Below are 16,820 nucleotides of genomic sequence, written 5' to 3'. Positions count from 1 at the left end.
CCTCACTGGGGATAGATTGGTATGGGTTGCGGCTACTGGAGTAACGACGCACAAAGACGCTCGCACATGGTAAAATGCGCGCGGAAAAACTCGGAAACTGAAGAAATGCGGCTCACCCCACTGGCAAGCCATGCACACTAGCCCGTAAAGGGCGGACCGGAACTATTCTGTTTCAAATCACTCGACATGCTTTTCACCCCGAAGCTATTGAGAGGGATATACGGGGCACCAAAAAACATGGCAGCACAGTGCCACACTTTATCGCGCGCCAACCGGACACCCCGCCCGTGGACGTTACGTTCAAGGCAGGTCTCCTGGCTCACGGCTCACCGCCCTCATCCGTCTTCCCGGCCTGTGCCAGTGACATCTGGATTTGAGCTTGCCGCTTACAGTTGCGGGGGCAGCTACGGCTTAACAACATCCACGATGAATGCAGCGCACCGTATTCCCATCTTCGCTTTCAATTCTCACGAATCGTAAGAACCTTGAACACAATATGTAGTACCTGAAGTTAAAACTTCGTCAATGGATAGATGCTTCAAAAAAAATTAAATCTAATTTTGTTGCGCTGCGGCTGTGAATAACAGGGATATTTTATGGTGCCCGACCACAGACGGGCCAAACCAGTGAACAGGTAATCCGATAGATAGATTCGCGGCATTCGACAATCTGACAGAGACGCTCACACACAATATATAGCGAAGCCGTCCAGCACCCGGCACATAATCCGAGCCCAGCCACAGCAGCTCTCAGAAATTATGTTTCGCCTTACAAATCATGCAAAAAATCTCAACACGGGATCAATGGTTTGCGCGACTGCTCAATAGAGCGCGCCATTGAATGGCTTATGATCCTCGCTCTTCCTCGAAGGGATAATTTGACAGCCGGGCTTCATATCCTGTATCGATCCATCAAATTCTGAACATTGTTCAGCATGCTGAACAATTAAGAAGGGATCCTCCCAAGCATCTCTTCAGACGACCGATGCACCGGCGGCATCGGGAAACTGCTGGTCTGGCTTTGCTATATGTGAAAGCCAGACCATTTAAAACCCAGAGTCTCGGCACCGGCGAGGAATGAGAGACCTCGGCACTGGGGAAATTTGGATAAGGGTGGAAAGTATGACTGTAGGGATCAAGCCATTTTCGTTCGATACCGTTGGCTCAATGCTCGTTGAGTGGAGTGCCGCGAAGCGTCTTGGCGAAATTCTGGGCGAACGGTTTTCCGAACGCAAAATCCTCATCGTAACCGACAAGGGTCTGCACAAGGCTGGCGTACTCAACGAAGCACTGGCTTCACTTGAAAAGGCGGGCTTCGTCACCAGTATTTTCGATGCTGTTGTTGCTGATCCGCCGGAATCGGTTTTGTTTGAATGTGTCAATCAGGCCAAGTCGGCAGGCTGCGATATCGTATTGGGGCTGGGCGGCGGCTCTTCAATGGATATTGCCAAGCTTGCTGCCGTGCTTATCGTTTCTGAGCAGGAACTGTCTGAACTTTATGGCATTGGCAAAGTGCAGGGCACGCGTCTGCCGCTGATCCAGATTCCGACCACCGCTGGCACCGGATCGGAAGTGACAAACATCACGATTCTGACCACCGGCGAAACCACCAAGATGGGTGTCGTTTCCCGCCAGCTTTACGCGGATTTCGTCATTCTGGATGCAGAGCTGACCTGCGGTCTGCCAGCGCTTCACACAGCAGCCACCGGCATCGACGCCATGGTTCACGCAATCGAAGCCTATACCAGCCGCATCAAGAAAAATCCTCTTTCCGATGCTTTTGCGCGCGAAGCGTTGAAACTTTTGTCGGCCAATCTTGTTGCAGCCTGTGAAAACGGCAAAGATCGTCACGCCCGTGAAGCCATGCTGCTTGGTGCAAATTTCGCAGGGCAAGCTTTCTCGAACTCCCCGGTAGGCGCCGTTCATGCACTGGCTTATCCACTTGGCGGTCATTATCATGTACCGCATGGCCTCTCCAATGCCCTGATGCTGGGGCCAGTGCTGCGCTTTAACATGGCGGGTGCTGCCGAGCTTTATGCAGAACTCGCTGACCTTCTGATTGGCAAATCAGAGGGTACAACCGAAGAACGTTCAGCAGCTTTCGTTGCATATATGGAAGACCTGATGAACCGTTCCGGTGCTCCACGTCGCCTGCGCGATGTCGGCGTCACAGAAGAAAGCCTCGAAATGCTTGCAGGCGATGCAATGCTTCAGACGCGTCTTCTGGGTAACAACGCTGTTGACGTGACGGAAGCTGACGCGCTTGCGCTTTATCGCGAAGCCTTCTGAGTTAGCAAATATCATTTAAATCCAGACGCGGAAGAGTGCTCCCAATAAGCGCTCTTCTACGGCCTGCTTCATCCTTTCGGAGTTAAAACCTTGAGCACTGAACGCATCGACGGTCAGGAGCAGCCATATTGGCCTGCCGGACCGTTTAAAATCCGCTTGCCCTTCGTTCATTATAAATTCGAATGGCCTGACTATTTCCAAGGTCTATTGATGTGCGCGGTGGATCTTTCAGCAATTCCATTGATGACAGAACTTCTTGGCATGCCCTTTGAAGTGGCGCTCGCCGTCGTCATCCTGAACGGTCTTTTCTATCTCGCGCACCATCTGCTAGGCGATCCGGTTGTGCCAGGCTGGATCACCCCCGCTATTCCCCTTCTCATGGCTTATTGCGCCACTTTCCCAGAAGGACCGGAACGCGTGCATGCCCTTGTCGCGTTCCAGATGATGCTCGGGTTGTTTTCGATCTTCATCGGGGCGACAGGGTTGGCGCATCGTGTCGTTCAGCTGATACCATCTGCCATCAAAGCAGGTGTCATCGTGGGAGCTGGTTTTGCTGCAGTTATTACTGTTTTCAAAGTCGGCGGTCGCTTTGATACATTCCCGTTTACGATCAGCATCGCTGTTGGCATGGGTTTCTATGTGATTTTTTCGCGCCAATTTGCGCGTATCAAAAACAGCAATCCTCTTTTGGCAACCATCGGCAAGCTCGGTATCTTTCCGATCATTTTGCTTGCAGTCATCATCGCGCCGCTTTTTGGCGAAGCACCATGGCCAACAATCGAATGGTCCTTCACAAGCCCGGATTTTGGCACTCTCTGGCGAGAATATACAATATTTGGCCTTGGCATGCCTCCGCTGTCCATGTTCCTCACCGCTGTTCCCACGATGCTGGCAGCCTATATCGTGCTCTTTGGCGATGTATTGCAGAGCCGAGCTATATTGAAGGAAGCTGACGAAGCGCGCCCTGACGAAAAGATCGACTATAGTCCTGACCGCGCGCACCTGATCTTCGGTGGACGCAATGCCGCAATGAGTGTGCTCGGGCCAGATGTCTGCATGTGCGGGCCACTTTGGTCGGCAATGCATGTGGTGATTGTAGAGCGTTTCTCGCAAGGGAAAAAAGCCATGCACTCGCTTTTTGGTGGCGCAGGCTCTTTCCGCTGGGGAACCAATACAGGTTTGCTCCTCATGCCGATTGTGACGCTTGTTCAGCCGATCCTGGGTGTAGCATTGGCGCTGACTCTGCTTATTCAGGGATATGTATCGGTGCGTGTTGGCATTCTGGAAGCACGTTCGCAGCGCGATCTTGGCATTGCCGGCATCGTTGGCGCCGTTCTGGCTACACGCGGGGCAGCCTGGGCATTTGCTACCGGCGTCATCCTTTGTCTGCTCGTCTATGGTCGTGATTTCTTCAAAGGCGAAACTGACAGCACTTTCGTCAAAGACCAGAAATCGCAGTGATCTGACCACGAAGCCTCCCGAATACTTATTGGGGGGCTTCTGCTTTTTATACACACAATATAGCTAAATTTGCCTCTTTAGGCAGTTTCATATAGATTTCCGCCGCAATCCGGCAACCGCATTTTTCACCGCTGCGTCTATTGTCGCGCATTGCGTGATAGTTCGGAGTAAAAATTGCGTAGTGAACAGTCTGTTCTTCAAATATCCATAGCAGTTACTATTTTTATTGCAGGGTTTGGTGTTGTCTTCGGCCTTTTATCTGGGTCATTTTCGATTGTGTTTGATGGCGTCTATATGCTGGCCGATGCCGCGATGAGTGGTCTTGCACTTGTCGTTTCACGCCTGATTGCGCTTTCTGCGCTGCCAGAGCCGCCGCGCGGAAAATTGCGCGACCGTTTCACCATGGGTTTCTGGCATCTTGAGCCGATGGTTCTGGGGCTCAATGGCATCATGCTCACGGGTGTGGCCATCTACGCGCTGATCAACGCGATCGGTAGCCTGATGGATGGTGGCCGCGATCTGGAATTCAGCTATGCTATCTTCTATGCCGTGCTAGCCCTCATTGCATGTCTTGGCATGGCATTTCTTGAAATGCGCGCCAACCGCAAGCTCAAATCAGATTTTATCGCCCTTGATGCAAAATCTTGGATCATGTCTGGCGGCATAACGGCGGCACTTCTGATCGCCTTCACCATTGGCTATTTCATTCAGGAAACCCAATTCGACTGGATCACGCCTTACATCGATCCTGCCGTGCTTGCGCTTGTTTGCGTCATTATCATTCCAATGCCTGCCGCAACGATCAAACAGGCATTATCGGACATGCTTCTGGTTACGCCTGTCGACTTTAAAAAGCACGTCGATGACGTGGCAAAGCAGGTTGTGGACCGCTATGGCTTCAAATCTTACCGCGCCTATGTCGCCAAGGTCGGACGCGGTAAACAAATCGAACTCTATTTTATTGTACCAAAGGCACAACCTGCAAAGAAACTCGAAGAATGGGATGCATTGCGCGATGAAATCGGCGATGCGCTCGGCGGCGAAGGCCCTGACCGCTGGCTGACGATTGCCTTCACAACGGATGTTGAGTGGGCGGTTTAGCGCGCCGGTCTGTTTCAATCAGATCGAAATACGCTCTAAAGCGCAATTTTTGCCGACCTTCGCTTCACTACGGCAAGACCTATGCCCAAAGCGAATCCGTTGCCAGATTTCATTACTGCCCGATTTAAGCGATCATTAACCGTGTTTTTTCGAACACAAGGGCATGGCGAACGCACAACCGTCACAACTGTTGAATTCGAATTAGATCATAAAATTCAACGCATTGATAAATGTTTCATTTTTCGCGCAGAAATGTGATCGCGTTTTACGTTGACTATTAACATTTCGTTAACCACAGTTTGTTGCAATTTGTTACAAAGCGTTATTTTGGAGCAGGCACGAATTGAAAAAGATACGGCAGATAAACCAGCAGTCCCTGAGCGCAGGGAACCGCACTGCCGTGTCGCAAATGACCACTTTCTGGGGTGTGATGCGCGCCTATTGGGTCTCGGAGCGCTGGAAAGAGGCATGGGCCCTTACGATCGCGATCTTCATCTTCACAGCATTCATCAGCAAGACGACGGTCTGGGTTGCGGAAGCATCCGGCCTTCTGATGAATTCCATCGTCAATGTCAAAAGTGCACCGGTGCAGGACCCGCTGATGGCCATTGCCATTAATGCCGGTATGCTGGTCATACTGATGCTTGGCAAGGATGTGCTGCTGGTCGGCTTCCGGCATCTTCTGTCCACCACCTTGCACCGGAAATGGCGCAAATGGCTGAATGACAGCTTCTCCGATGCACTGCTTGATCGCAATCACACGCATTACCATCTGCAACAGGGAAAAGGTCCAAGCCTGCCCGATAATGTCGATCAGCGTTTGCAGGAATCCATCAAGGGCATGACCGGCGGCGCCATTGGTCTTGTTATGGGCATTGTTGGTGTCCTGCTCTCAGCGTTCTTCGTTGGCCAGAAACTTCTGGAAATCTCGACAGAAGTAAACGGACTGGAGTTTCTTGGCTCTTATGGTGGTGCGGTCGTGGCTTTTGCCGCTATCATAGTCTACGTGCCGATTGGCACACTGATTGCGATCAAGATCGGCCGCAAACTGGAAAAGCTCAACCTGCGCATGCAAAAAGCGGAAGGCTCCTATCGTGGTGAATGGACCACGCTTCTACGCCGCAGCTTCCAGATTTCGGCTTCCGAAGGTGAAGCCGTACAAAGCACGGTCAACAAGCGTCTTTATCAAGACGTTGATGGAACCTGGAACCAACTCAACCGCTTTGATGCTGCCTATCTCGCCTTTTCACAGGCTTATGGCTTTCTGTCCAATCGCATCATCGCTTATATTCCGGGCCTGATCCCCTATATGAGCGGGGCGGTCAGCTTCCGCAACTATGTGACCGGTGCCGAACTGGTGGCCGCCATGATCAATGATTGCTCATGGTTCATTCAGGTCATGCCGGCAATTGCCAATCTGCGCGCAAATGCCGGTCGTGTCACTGGTCTCGCACAAGCCATTGAAGCCGTGCAGGAGCCTGCCGAATTCTATGCCCGTTCAGGTATAAACCGTTTCACATTTTCCGCGCAGCACCCACATTTTGGTCTTTCGGTCCGCAATCTTGCGCTCATGCTCGGACCCGACACGGAAGCGCCGTTTCTGCGCTCCGGTGTTATTAATATCCGCTCCGGTGACTGGGTTTATATGCGTGGCGAATCCGGCTCGGGCAAAACCTCGTTTATCAAGGCGCTCAATGGTCTTTGGCCATATGGAACCGGCGACATCATCTATCCTCAGAAGGCAAAAGCCATCTACACACCACAGGAAGCAAAGTTTCCAAGCGTGTCGCTCAAGCAACTTGTTTGTCTTCCCGAAGACGAAAGCCAGTTCAATGATCTCACGGTTGCAGCCATATTACACGAAGCAGGACTTGGCGAATTTATCCTGCGGATGAATGATGACAATGCAGATGGATCGGCATGGGACATGGTGCTCTCTGGCGGGCAAAAACAGAAGATCATGCTTGCCCGGCTTCTGCTGCATAAGCCATCAGTGATCTTCCTTGATGAAGCAACCGGTGCGCTTGATCCTGTGTCGAAGCTACGTTTCCACACAGCACTCAAAACACATTGCCCGGATGCAATTGTCCTCTCCATCATGCATGAGGAAAAACTGCCAACGCTGGAAGACGGCCAAAACGTCTATTCGCATGTGCTCGACATTCAGAACGGCTATATGTCGCTCAAGCCGGTTGATGCTGCATCCGAGCCGCAGATTCCGTTGGTCGCAGCCGAATAGTTCAGAAGGCCCTAAGTGAAACGCATCTCATTCTGGGATGCAGAATATTGTTCTTTCCTTGGGCTATTGCGGGCAGTCGTGTCGCGCAAATTTTCATTGGTCCGTTGCCATCGGTACGGGATTTGAACACGGAATGGTTGCCAAATCTATCCAGCGCATAAAGAAGTTTCGATAAAGCATTTCCAAAAAGTGCGACGCGGCTTTGCGTCGGATAATGCGTAAAAATAAAGGACTAGAGTGCCGATTTGATCCAGTCAGATCAGCACTCTAAAAAGGGTCAGTGGAGAGCCTCCCGTCGGCCTGGCAGCAGCGCGTCAATGACACTGGCGAGCCGCATTTCCTGTTGGCCACTGGCGATCGTCCGCTCAAGCACATCAAACACGACGGCACCCGCGCCGCGCGCCGCATCGACCAGCGTGCCACCATGAGCCAGATTGGCCGTCAAAAGACCGGTAAAGAGATCGCCTGTGCCAACCGGCGCGATAGGCAGGCGTGGAAATGTCAGTCTTGTGCTCGTCTTGTCCTCGAAAACGATGTTTTCCAGCAAACCATCCGGCGTGTCGGCAAGAGTGCAGCCGGTAACGACCAACCGCGCCTGGCGTTGCGCCTGTATTTTCAAAACGTCCGCCTCAAGCGCACGCCATGACGATATCCCGCCGCCCGCAATCAGGCCAACCTCAAACTGATTGGGGGTCAAGACATCCGCCATCGGAACAAGGCGACCAAGCAGACACTCGACCACCTGGTCAGCGACAAAGACACCGAGATTGGAATCGCCCATCACCGGATCGCAGATATAAACGATATCCGGGTTGATCCTGCGCGCCCGCTCAACGAAAGCGGCAACCACATCACCATTGGCGCGCGAGCCCAGGTAGCCCGAGATAATATAGCGGCTCGTTTCGATCAATCCGCGTTCCTCGACACCACGAAGCAGATCACCGACGAGCTCCGATTCGAGCACACGTCCGCGCATGGTCTCAAAATGAGGATTGTTCGATAACAATGTGGTGGGAACCGCCGCAACGGTCAGCCCCCGCACCTGCATCGGCAAAACGGCAGCGCTGTTTCCGACATGGCCATGCACGACCTGGCTTTGAATGGATATAATATTCATCAGCCTCACTCCGCTGCATCTTCGCTGATTGCCAATTTGGCACTTTCACGGCGAGGCAACCGGCCATTGAGCGCCAGATAAGCGGCCAGCCCGATCACCAGCCCCCAGAAGGCGCCACCAATACCGAGCAGGTTGATGTTTGCGGCCGATGCGAGGAAGGTTATGAGCGCCGCCGCGCGGGATGCAGGGTCTGCCATCGCATTGGCAAGGCTGCCGCCGATGGTACCGAGCAGCGCCAGACCGGCCAGCGTGGTGATAAACGTTGCAGGAAACGCCATGAAAACCGCTGCCAGCGTCACGCCAAAAACGCCAACCAACACATAGAAAACGCCTGCCGCAATACCAGCGATCCAGCGCTTGGACGGATCTTCATGCGCCTCCCGACCCGTGGCGATTGCCGCAGTAATTGCCGCTAGGTTAAAAGCGTGCGAGCCAAAGGGGGCCATGATGAGCGAACCAAGGCCGGTTACGGTAACAATGGGATTGGCGCTTGTCTTGAAGCCATCATTGCGCAACACCAGCATTCCCGGCATGTATTGGCCGGTCAGGGTGATCAAAAACAGTGGCAGCGCAACGCTCAGAAGAGCATTGAGCGAGAATTCCGGCATGGTGAAAATCGGCGTCGCGAATTTGAGCTGCAGGCCAGACATATCGACACGATCCTGCGTGACCAGAAAAACAAGACCAATCACCAGAATGCCAACCACAGCATAGCGCGCAGAAAAACGCTTCAGCACGACATAGGCAACGATCAGCAGCCCAACCAGAGCAGGATCGACACTCGCGCCGCCAAAAGCTCCGATACCAAATTGCAGCAGGATACCGGCAAGAAGACCCGAGGCGATGCCAGAGGGGATCAACCGAATGACTTTCTCAAAGCAGCCGGAAAGACCAAGCAGAACAAAGGCCAGAGCCGAGACCATATAAGCGCCGATCGCCTCGGCATAGGGCGTTGTGGCAAGCGCTGTTACAAGGAAGGCCGCTGCCGGCGTCGACCAGGCGGTGATGATCGGTTCTCGATAACGCCAGCTCAGAAAAAGGCCGGTAAGTCCAACACCAATAGAGACAGACCATACCCAGGATGCCGTGAGTTCAGGGCTCAGACCGGCAACACGCGCGGCCTGAAAGACCAGAATGAAGGTACCGCCATAATTGACGATGACCGAAATCAGTCCTGCTATAATTGGGTGGGTAAGATCATTCAGACGAATGGATGATCGTGAAGGCAAACGATGCGACATGGCTCTGTTAAAGCTCCTGAATTGTGGCTTGCGGCCCGTTTTTTTGCCTTGACTTCTAGAGGACAAATGGCCTGTTGTTCCCATCCACTTACGAAGAGAGGTACAGACCATTTGTTCAAGCATTCGCAACTGGAGTCTGTGAAGGCTTGGCTTGCCCATCCCGCGCATGCGGCGATGCCACTGCATGCACGGATACAACGCGCCATCCGGCAACTGATCGTCGACGGCGCGCTGGGTCCGGGTAAACCGCTTCCGGCCTCGCGCGCGCTGGCAAAATCGCTCGGCGTTTCACGCGACACCATCGAGTCCGCTTACGCCCAGCTTCACGCAGAAGGCTTTATTGAACGGCGCGTCGGAAGCGGCAGCTTTGTCGCGGAAATGACAGAGTTCACGCCCGGCCGCCGACTGACGCAGCGTGACGCACTTTTGCGCAATCAAGCGCCGAACCTCAGCAGGCGCGGTGCTGCCATGTTCGGCAGTGGCGGTGTGCGCGAAATGCTCTCTCCACGCCCGTTCGCACACGGCATACCGGAAACACGCAGTTTTCCACTTCTATTATGGGAGCGTCTTGAGCGGCAGGTGCTCAAAGAAGTTGGCACGCAGGCTTTACATCACGGCGACCCGCAAGGAACGGAACCATTGCGCCGTGCTATTGCCGACTATGTCAATCTTGAACGCGGCGCACGCGCCACCGCCGAACGGGTGGTGGTCCTGACAAGCTCACAGCAGGCGCTGACCTTGTGCGCCAACATGCTGTTCGATCCCGGCGACCCGATCTTCATTGAAGATCCGGCCTATTATGGTGCGCGCAAGGCATTTGAAGCTGCTGGGCTTGAATGCTTGCCTGTGCGCGTCGATGGACAAGGGGTAATGGTTGACCAAATTATGGATGATCCGCGCGGTGCAAAAGCTGCTTTTTTGACACCTTCGCACCAGTTCCCGACAGGCGCAACCCTTGCGCTGGATCGTCGCCTCGCTTTGATCGAATGGGCCGCACGGCATCAGAGCTGGATCATCGAAGACGATTACGACAGTGAGTTCCACTATGCTGGAAAGCCTACCGCCTGCGTTCAGGGGCTCGACCCGCATGACCGGACCATCTATATCGGCACCTTCACAAAAGCCCTCTTTCCGGGCCTTCGGATCGGCTATGTTGTGTTACCGCCGCAGCTGGTCAAACCTATGACTGTGGCACGAACCCTGCTCGACGGGCATACAGCCTCCATCGCACAACTGACCTTGGCGCGGTTCATGGAAGGTGGGCATTTCGGTGCCCATGTTCGCACCATGCGCAACATCTACGCGCAGCGCCTGGACGTTCTGACAACGCTGGTTCGCAAACATCTTTCAGAATTCGTCGAACCGCAAGTACCGATCGGTGGCCTGCAAATGCCCTGCATATTGATCGGCGGACTTTCCGAACGCACGGCAATTGATGTAGCGCGGCGCATGGGGATAGAACTTCTTGGCCTTTCAGGACTTCATGCATCCGGCGACGGAAAACCCGGCTTCCTGATGGGCTTTGCTGCCTATACTCCACACGAAATCGAGGTCGCCGTCAAAAGGCTCGCAACTGCACTGCGCGCCGCCGTCGCCGCATAGCCAACGCCCGGTTCCATGGAGTATTGGCCTGATATAATGATCTAAAATCTCATAGAACAACAGGCTTAAACTTGCGGTTCTGTGCGTTGTAGATGGCGCAATCCCAATGCACTTACAGTGCCAAGCCACTGGCGCGATCGAAAACATGAACGCGCTCATTGTTGATCGCCGCCGAAAAAGCTGTGTGAACGCGCACATGCTGTTCACCATCGACAACAGCAGTTATCTGGTCTTCACCAAGTTCAAAAACCACATGTGTCTGTGCGCCGGTCGGCTCCACCAAAATTGTTCTTCCCTCAAGGCGAATATCTCCGCCGGTGGCAGAACCAATATGTTCCGGCCTAAGGCCAATCGTAACCTCCTGGCCCCGCTTTACACTCCTTTGAGATGAAATGCCTATTGCCGTACCGTCTTTCAGACGCGCTATCGGTGCATTTGCATCTGCATCAATCACTGCAGCGATAAGATTCATGGCTGGCGAACCAATAAAGGCCGCCACGAAGATGTTTGCAGGGGTTTTATAGAGTTCGAGTGGCGTTCCCTGTTGCTCAATCCGGCCCTGGTTCAGAACAACAACCCGATCCGCCAAGGTCATCGCTTCTATCTGATCATGCGTCACATAGATGGAAGTCGTTCCGACTTTCTGATGCAGGCTTTTAATTTCGCTGCGCATTTGAACACGGAGTTTTGCATCAAGATTTGATAATGGTTCATCAAAAAGGAAAACAGAAGGATCGCGAACAACCGCTCGTCCCATGGCAACCCGCTGACGCTGACCACCAGAAAGCTGTGAGGGCTTTCGATCCAGCAACTTGCCAAGATCAAGCATGCGTGCTGCTTCCGCAACCCGCTCATCAATGACATTTTTGGGCTTGCCGGCCAGCTTAAGATTAAAACCCATATTCTGCGCAACAGTCATATGCGGGTAGAGTGCATAAGACTGAAACACCATAGCGATATTGCGCTCCCGCGGCGTCATACCGTTGACGATCTGACCACCAATGGCAATTTCACCATCGGTTATTTCCTCAAGTCCGGCGACCATACGTAAAAGAGTCGATTTCCCGCAGCCGGACGGCCCGACAAGCGCAACAAACTCACCGTCATTGATCGACAGAGAAATGTCGCGGATGACTTCGACGGAGCCATAGGATTTACAAACGTTAATAAGTTCTACTGAAGCCATGATTGCGTCTCCCGATCAGGATTTTACCGCACCTGCCGTCAAGCCGGCGATGATATGTTTTTGTGCAAGGAAAAACACGATGACGGTTGGCAAAATCGTCAGCGTTATGAAAGCAAGGACGAGTTGCCATTCGGTGCCGAACTCGCCGCGATAAACCATGATGCCAAGCGGCCACGGATATTTTGATTCCGAATTGAGCATGATCAACGGTAAGAGATAGCTGTTCCAACTGCCGACAAACGAGACGATGCCCACTGTTGCGAGAATTGGACGGGAGAGCGGCAAAGAAATGTGCCAGAAGAAGCGCAGATAACCGCAACCATCGACGAATGCCGCGTGAAACAACTCTTCCGGCAAGTTTCGGAAATAATTGCGAAACAGCAATATGCTCATACCGAGACCGAATGCGACCTGCGGCAGCACAACACCCCAATAGGTATCCAGCAACCCCAGATCACGAATGCGGATAAACAATGGCAGGATTGCTGTTGCCGCAGGAAACATCAGCCCCAGCAGAAAATAATTCAGCAGGAAAGACGAGCCAAAAAACTTCACATGCGCAAAGGTGAAGGCCGCCATCGCCGACACAACCAGTGTCAGGAAAACCGTCAAAACGGCGATGATCAATGAGTTGAATATTTGCAGCCAATAACGGTGCCCAAAGAGAATATCTCCGTAATTCGCCCATTGCCATTCCGCCGGAAGGCCGAATGGATTGACCCGCAGATCACCCAGCGTTTTGAAGCCACCCAGCGCTGTTGTCAGAAGCGGAACCAAAACAATAGCGGCAATGAAGCCAAGCGAAAGATAGAGATAAAGTCGGGTCTGTATCGTCATGCGGACAGCGTTTGATGTATCAGTCATGGCGCATGAAAATCCTTTTATAACCGAAGGCAAGTGTCACACAGATCACGAACAAAACGACACCAACCGCACTGCCAAGCCCAACCTGCATACGCATGACACCGTATGTGTAGAGGAAGGTCACCATCGTCTGTGTTGAATTGGATGGCCCCCCGCCTGTCAGCGGCATGATCATGTCGAAGAGCTGCAGCGAACCGATGACGGCAAAGAAAATGGACAAGCGCACGGTGGAACCAAGCATGGGCAGCGTTACATAGCGAAACTTCTGCCAGCCATTCGCGCCGTCGATTTCAGCAGCTTCCAGAACAGCTTTATCGACAGACTGAAGGCCGGCTATGAAAAGCATCATGTGAAAGCCAAAATACTTCCAGACAATGACAGCAAGCACAGCGTAAATTGCGACATCTCGGTCTGCCAGAACATATGGATTTGCGAAACCAAAGAAGTTGGAAGCCGCGGCAAACAGACCGTAGTCGCCGTCATAGACAAAGCGCCAGATCAGGCCCGCCGCAACATCTGCAAGAACGTAAGGCAAAAAGAAGATCAGCCTGAAGGCGACAACACCGGGAATGCGATGCGCCAGCATCATTGCGAGCCAGATCGCTAACGGGATTTGCACAAGGACGGAGACGAAAATGATCAGACCGTTATTGAACAGCGCCTGAGAGAAGGCTGCATTGCCAAAGAGGACCTGAAAATTTTTCAAGCCCACAAATTCCGTCGGCGTTCCATACCCATTCCAGCGGTAAAGACTGTACCACGCCGCCTCACCCATCGGCAAAATAACAAAGAGTGTAAACAGCAATAAAGCCGGAGGCAAAAAGACCAGCAAGGTCATTGTGCGGTCGTGGGCGACAGAGCTTTTTTTCTTTTTGACCAGATGTGTTTTACGTGGAGGCGAGGATGCCGAAGTCACAGACATATCCGTCATCTTTTCCGCTTTCATGATGCCAATAATTAGGATGCGGAGCGCACGTCATGTTCTAACGTGCGCTCAGAACGCGCTTAACGGAGCTCGAAAGCATCCTGAATTTGCTGCGCTGCTTCTTCGGAACTCATCTGCCCTGCGAGAATATCGACCGATACATCGTTCACGACGCGTCCGACAGCAGCACCCAATGTTTGATCAAAATAGTTCTGGTGCCATGTTGAATCCGCCAACTGACGGGCAGATTCGGCCAAAAGAGGGTTTTTAACCGCACTGTCTGCACCGGCTGCAACCGGCAAGATCATGCCTGCCTCCGCCATTTTCTGCTCATTTTCCTTGTTGGTTAGGAAAAGAGCAAAATCAATGGCTTCTTTGGAAGCATTTTTGGTCACTGCCCAACCATTGATCCCGCCTAAAGTATCACTCGCTTTTCCTGCACCACCTTCGACCACAGGAAATGCAAACCGCCCTATGTTTTCCAAAGCGAGCCCTTTTCCATCGCCCGCATTCTTGCGTTGATTGGCCTCGGTATTATCAAAACCGAGGATCATTGCAGCCTTGCCATCACCAAAAACACCAAGCGCCTGCGGCCAGGTTGCCCCTAGATAGCCCGGCTGAAATGGTTCCAACTTGCCAAAGTCCGCAAGCTGCTCACCTGCCTTGAGAATGGCCGGATCCAAAAAGCCTTCACCTTCACCCTTGCTGGCAGCATCGAAGACCGCTTTGCCGCCGTTACGCATCACAAGATAGCTCCAGTAGAAGTGAAGGGGCCACTTATCACCACCCCCTCCGGCAATAGGAACAATGCCAGCGTCTTTAAGCTTGGTTACAGCGGCACTCAGATCATCCCATGTCTTGATATTGTTGGAATCTAAACCTGCTTTCGCGAAAAGTTCTTTATTGTAGAAGAAACTGACAAGACTGACTTTATAAGGAACTGCCCAGAGCTTGCCATCAAAGGAAAGACCTTCAATAGACGAACTCGTGTAAGCTTGACGCAGTTTACCGTCAGAGGCGTTGAAATCCTCTGTCAGATCCTTGAGAACACCGGTTTTTGACTGCTCCTCAAGAACACCACCACCCCAACTATAGAAAAAATCAGGGACGTCATTTGACTGTAGCAGCGTCGGGAGCTTGGCTTTGAAAGCCTCGTTTTCCAGAAATTGCAATTGGATCCGAACATCAGGATGCTGGTTTTCATAGTCTCTTGCTATTTCTTCCCAGACAGCGACCGCTTTGGGGTCCAATTCCACGTGCATCCATTTAACGGTCGTGGTCGCCGAAGCACTTGCGGTGCCTAGCATCAATGCTATGCTTGCTTTTGCGGCATAAGACATCAACTTGCCGCTCAGGCTTGCGCCTGCGTACCAATACGTCATGTTCGAGATCCTCCCTTGGGGTCATCCTCACAATTTATTCCCCAATGCGGATTAATTCATCCGACATATCTGTCGATGTCAAGGCTATTTCATAATTTTTCGCAAGTAGGCTTGACATGAACGATAGAAGTGACGCTATTTAATCCGCAATCCGATTTAAATAATATCTGATCAGCTTTGATCTCAACAGGACCTCATGAAGACCGCTGACCCCGAACTGATGCGCGCTATCAACAGGCTGAACATATTAGATACGATCCGTCGTCATGGTCCCATTTCGCGCATTCAGATCAGCGAGCGAACTGAGATTTCCACCACGACTGTATCGGCGATAACCGCATCACTGTTGGATGATGGGCTGATACTGACACGGCATGAAGGGGATATCCGCAACGAGACGACGCGCGGGAGGCCGCGGGTCATGCTTGAGCTTAATCCTGAAGCAGCGCGTGTCGTCGGTGCAAAAATCGCGTCCAATCGCATGATTTTCGTGGTCACGGACTTTCGTGGCGAGATCCTTTCCAACCTGTCGCTTCCAATAAGAGTTGATCGTCAACCAATCAGCGTCATTGCGGATCTTATTGAAGACGGGGTACGCCGATGTGTCCTGGATGCCGGTGTGTCGCTGGAAGATATCGACATGATCTGCCTCGGCATACCAGGCGTCATAGAGCATCGTACTGGTATCATTCGAAGCACACCAATCCTAAGAGAGCATAATTTTAATTTTGCCTCAGAAATGACAACTCGCCTGAATGTGCCCACGATCGTTGAAAGTGATGCACATGCAATAACACTTGCGCACCATTGGTTTGGCCATGCACGTGAATTCGAAGACATGGTTTTGATTTCGCTTGAGCAAACGCTTGGGCTTGGGGTCCTGCACAAAAATCAGCTGTTTCGCGGTGCTGATGGGCTCAGCCATAATCTAGGCGATCTCGTACTCGGTTATACCAATGACACGACCGTCAGGCTTGCAAGCCATGCCGGTGAAAGCGCAATTCTTGGCACTCGCCCGGATGATGCCCGTTTTGCAGAAGCCATGCGCCTCGGAAGGGGCATGAAATACGCGCATTCACTCATTAGCGCTTCCGATGAGGAACTCTTAAATGCTGCCAAACGCGCCGGCGCTGCAATAGGTCTCACACTGGCAAATATCGTAACTTTGTTTGCGCCACCGCGCGTCATCATTACGGGCACCAGTCTTGAACTTGGAGAACCATTCATCAACAGCATTCGTGAAAGTTACAATATTGCCGTTCCACAAGCCCTGAAGGGCGTTGCTGAACTGGTTTTCGATATTGCCAGTGACGAATTATGGGCACAGGGCGCCGCTGCCGTTGCACTGCATGAACTCTACGAGTCTCCATGGAGCACGACGGGGCCTGCAATTTAACTCAGCTTAAAGTTACGG

12 protein-coding genes and 1 riboswitch are annotated in these 16,820 nt (G+C 52.4%); of the genes, 6 read left to right on the top strand and 6 right to left on the bottom strand.

Translation table 11 applies throughout. The features are described from left to right. Positions 1–287: 287 nt before the first annotated feature. Positions 288–503: riboswitch (cobalamin riboswitch) on the bottom strand. Positions 504–1,121: 618 nt separating this feature from the next. The 4 genes from ABE527_RS12115 to ABE527_RS12100 all read left to right on the top strand — a co-directional run bounded on the left by ABE527_RS12115 (position 1,122) and on the right by ABE527_RS12100 (position 7,089). After that, positions 1,122–2,288, top strand: coding sequence for an iron-containing alcohol dehydrogenase (locus tag ABE527_RS12115; protein WP_499697069.1), 1,167 nt, complete (start codon positions 1,122–1,124; stop codon positions 2,286–2,288). 90 nt (positions 2,289–2,378) lie between these two features. Continuing rightward, entirely contained in the window at positions 2,379–3,749 is a 1,371-nt protein-coding gene (locus tag ABE527_RS12110; RefSeq protein WP_396997354.1) for a hypothetical protein, read from the top strand. A 174-nt stretch (positions 3,750–3,923) separates the two neighbouring features. Then, positions 3,924–4,850: a cation diffusion facilitator family transporter gene (locus ABE527_RS12105; RefSeq protein WP_265986814.1), complete on the top strand. Its 927-nt coding sequence runs from the start codon at positions 3,924–3,926 to the stop codon at positions 4,848–4,850. A 400-nt stretch (positions 4,851–5,250) separates the two neighbouring features. Then, positions 5,251–7,089: an ABC transporter ATP-binding protein/permease gene (locus ABE527_RS12100; protein WP_499697068.1), complete on the top strand. Its 1,839-nt coding sequence runs from the start codon at positions 5,251–5,253 to the stop codon at positions 7,087–7,089. Between the two features lie 277 nt (positions 7,090–7,366). Here ABE527_RS12100 and pdxY read toward each other — a convergent pair whose 3' ends face one another. Beyond that, positions 7,367–8,206: a pyridoxal kinase gene (pdxY, locus tag ABE527_RS12095; protein ID WP_499697067.1), complete on the bottom strand. Its 840-nt coding sequence runs from the start codon at positions 8,204–8,206 to the stop codon at positions 7,367–7,369. Positions 8,207–8,211: 5 nt separating this feature from the next. Then, positions 8,212–9,447 (bottom strand): benzoate/H(+) symporter BenE family transporter, encoded by a 1,236-nt coding sequence (locus ABE527_RS12090; protein WP_499697066.1) that lies wholly within the window; start codon positions 9,445–9,447, stop codon positions 8,212–8,214. 111 nt (positions 9,448–9,558) lie between these two features. Between ABE527_RS12090 and pdxR the strand changes: the two genes are divergently transcribed. After that, the gene (gene pdxR / locus ABE527_RS12085; RefSeq protein ID WP_499697065.1) at positions 9,559–11,049 is read left to right on the top strand and encodes a MocR-like pyridoxine biosynthesis transcription factor PdxR; all 1,491 of its coding nucleotides are present in this window, start codon (positions 9,559–9,561) and stop codon (positions 11,047–11,049) included. A 112-nt stretch (positions 11,050–11,161) separates the two neighbouring features. On the opposite strand, the gene ABE527_RS12080 is transcribed toward pdxR, so the two are convergent. From ABE527_RS12080 to ABE527_RS12065, 4 genes are all read right to left on the bottom strand, one after another. Beyond that, positions 11,162–12,235, bottom strand: coding sequence for an ABC transporter ATP-binding protein (locus tag ABE527_RS12080; RefSeq protein WP_265986806.1), 1,074 nt, complete (start codon positions 12,233–12,235; stop codon positions 11,162–11,164). Positions 12,236–12,250: 15 nt separating this feature from the next. Next, the gene (locus ABE527_RS12075; RefSeq protein ID WP_265986805.1) at positions 12,251–13,099 is read right to left on the bottom strand and encodes a carbohydrate ABC transporter permease; all 849 of its coding nucleotides are present in this window, start codon (positions 13,097–13,099) and stop codon (positions 12,251–12,253) included. Next, positions 13,092–14,030, bottom strand: a complete 939-nt coding sequence (locus ABE527_RS12070) for a carbohydrate ABC transporter permease (protein WP_265986803.1) — start codon at positions 14,028–14,030, stop codon at positions 13,092–13,094. Before ABE527_RS12070 ends, ABE527_RS12075 begins: the two co-directional genes overlap by 8 nt. Before the next feature lie 74 nt (positions 14,031–14,104). Further along, positions 14,105–15,364, bottom strand: a complete 1,260-nt coding sequence (locus ABE527_RS12065; RefSeq protein ID WP_407673288.1) for an extracellular solute-binding protein — start codon at positions 15,362–15,364, stop codon at positions 14,105–14,107. A gap of 238 nt (positions 15,365–15,602) precedes the next feature. On the opposite strand from ABE527_RS12065, the gene ABE527_RS12060 reads away from it, so the two are divergent. Then, positions 15,603–16,802: an ROK family protein gene (locus ABE527_RS12060; RefSeq protein ID WP_499697064.1), complete on the top strand. Its 1,200-nt coding sequence runs from the start codon at positions 15,603–15,605 to the stop codon at positions 16,800–16,802. Positions 16,803–16,820: the final 18 nt, after the last annotated feature.

It is taken from the genome of Brucella sp. TWI432, assembly GCF_039674445.1.
Taxonomy (GTDB): domain Bacteria; phylum Pseudomonadota; class Alphaproteobacteria; order Rhizobiales; family Rhizobiaceae; genus Brucella; species Brucella chromiisoli.
The sequence above is the reverse complement of the archived record's forward strand: the minus strand, read 5'-3'. Positions and strand labels throughout refer to the sequence as shown.

What these genes read in the sequence shown, in the direction of transcription:
- ABE527_RS12115 (WP_499697069.1), top strand. Translation starts at nt 1,122, where the DNA reads ATGACTGTAGGGATCAAGCCATTTTCGTTCGATACCGTTGGCTCAATG.
- pdxY (WP_499697067.1), bottom strand. Translation starts at nt 8,206, where the DNA reads ATGAATATTATATCCATTCAAAGCCAGGTCGTGCATGGCCATGTCGGA.
- ABE527_RS12090 (WP_499697066.1), bottom strand. Translation starts at nt 9,447, where the DNA reads ATGTCGCATCGTTTGCCTTCACGATCATCCATTCGTCTGAATGATCTT.
- ABE527_RS12080 (WP_265986806.1), bottom strand. Translation starts at nt 12,235, where the DNA reads ATGGCTTCAGTAGAACTTATTAACGTTTGTAAATCCTATGGCTCCGTC.
- ABE527_RS12075 (WP_265986805.1), bottom strand. Translation starts at nt 13,099, where the DNA reads ATGACTGATACATCAAACGCTGTCCGCATGACGATACAGACCCGACTT.
- ABE527_RS12070 (WP_265986803.1), bottom strand. Translation starts at nt 14,030, where the DNA reads ATGACGGATATGTCTGTGACTTCGGCATCCTCGCCTCCACGTAAAACA.
- ABE527_RS12065 (WP_407673288.1), bottom strand. Translation starts at nt 15,364, where the DNA reads ATGTCTTATGCCGCAAAAGCAAGCATAGCATTGATGCTAGGCACCGCA.
- ABE527_RS12060 (WP_499697064.1), top strand. Translation starts at nt 15,603, where the DNA reads ATGAAGACCGCTGACCCCGAACTGATGCGCGCTATCAACAGGCTGAAC.